General features: G+C 35.2%; 1 protein-coding gene and 1 pseudogene. One reads left to right on the top strand and one right to left on the bottom strand.

The window, feature by feature from the left end; all coding sequences use genetic code 11:
• The coding region (locus ACW2QF_RS20060; RefSeq protein WP_455717786.1) for an ABC transporter permease at positions 1 to 570 on the top strand (570 nt) is incomplete at its 5' end.
• A gap of 20 nt (positions 571 to 590) precedes the next feature.
• On the opposite strand, the pseudogene ACW2QF_RS20055 reads toward ACW2QF_RS20060, so the two are convergent.
• A pseudogene (locus tag ACW2QF_RS20055) lies at positions 591 to 1475 on the bottom strand (peptidoglycan-binding protein); the annotation flags it as partial.
• Between the last annotated feature and the right edge of the window lie 307 nt (positions 1476 to 1782).

Below are 1782 nucleotides of genomic sequence, written 5' to 3'. Positions count from 1 at the left end.
ATTCAATTGAATGTAGATAACGTTAAGAATGTTAGTAAGGTAGAAAAAAAGATTAAAGAGTTGGGCTATCAAACAGAAAGTTTAAATTCTTATCTTGAACCCTTAGAACAGACCTCTAATATGATGCAAATGGTACTAGGTGGTGTTGGTGCGGTTGCCATGTTAGTATCGGCTATCAGTATTGCAAATACTATGATTATGTCAATATATGAAAGAACAAAAGAAATTGGTGTAATGAAAGTGTTAGGATGTTGTATTACGGATATCAAAAAGTTATTCTTGTTTGAGGCCGGGATGATTGGTTTAATCGGTGGAATAATTGGTATCGTTCTTAGCTATATTGCATCCTTTTGCATTAATAAATACGGTGGTCCTTTATTTAGTGCATTGATGAAATCTACATCCGTAATGTATGATAGTAAAGTATCAACAAGCTTCTCTATAATTCCTATCTGGTTGCCATTCTTAGCAGCAGGTGTTGGTATTGCGGTTGGTGTAATCTCAGGATATTTTCCAGCTAAGAGAGCGACAAAGATCAGTGCAATTGAAGCAATGAAGACAGAAAGTTAATGCCTCCCTTTTTGCAATTAGGTCATCCAATTTGGGCACTGAACTCTAACGCCATCACAGTATTGTGTTAAGATTGGTTGTTTAACATTTGGTCTTGATAAGTAGTTATTGAAGATACTATCAACGACAATAGAGATATTCTCAAAGATGTTTCTCTCAGGCATCCACTTATGGTCATAGGCAGTAGATGAAGTGATTGTAAAGTTATAGCCCTGATTACGATACCATTCTGTATAAACACGATTTAGAGTAAATGACATAATTGCTAAAACATTTGCTTGTATAGTAGCTTCTGGCCAAGTCGCATAGATTTCGCTGGAAGCTACATTTTTGATGTAATCTCGATAGAGAACGTAGTAATTTTTAGCGGAACTATCGGATGGTGGGCCATCGTGAACGACTACATATTCTGGAACAACTACTTTAGAAAGAACGATACCGCCAGTACTCCTTACGTCTTTAACCTCATCTTCAGCAATTTTTGGTGGGTATTCGTAATACAAAGTATGAGGTGGAATTACATATAACTCAGTTGATTCAGGTATATCTGTAGTTGGTAAAAGTTGCGTATTCTGGACAGCAGTAACAGTAGGAAGAATCTGTGCACCTGAAACAGTCAAATCTTCAAAGCCAGGAGCTGAAATCAGTAATGTATATTCAGAGTATGGCTGTGCGGATTCTGGTTCTAAGCTGTAGTCTAATGGGGGTGCTTGTAATTCGATTGAATCTGTTCTGCCTACAGAATTGGTCTTTAATTCTTCGATTACATTGGTTGGATCACCAGTACGTGAGATTCTAACGGTTGCATTCTCTATTGGTCTTAAGTTTGCCTGGGAATTTACACGAACAAATAATTTACCCATTGATTGTGTCTGCAATTGTGCAGGGTAAACATAGTTTCTCATAAGATACCTCAATTCATAATAAGATATATATTAAGATATGTTTCTTCAAGGAAAATGTTAAGGTTATAGAAAGAAAGTAAAATTTAGACTTGTCAACAAATGAGGAATTTAGTATAATGTGTACTAACTAAGTGTAATATCTGGTAAGATGAAGTAGAATTTTGATTGGAAGGTGATAGAATGGTAGTATCAAGTATTAATGATCAACTAAATACTAATTATGAACATCTATCTATTATGAAGATATTTAATACTTCATCCGATGATGCAATTACTATTGGTGTTTCATCCATTGTACTGGATGATG

It is taken from the genome of Anaerosporobacter sp., from assembly GCF_965301125.1.
Note: the sequence above shows the minus strand (reverse complement) of the source record. Positions and strands in the feature narration are given on the sequence as shown.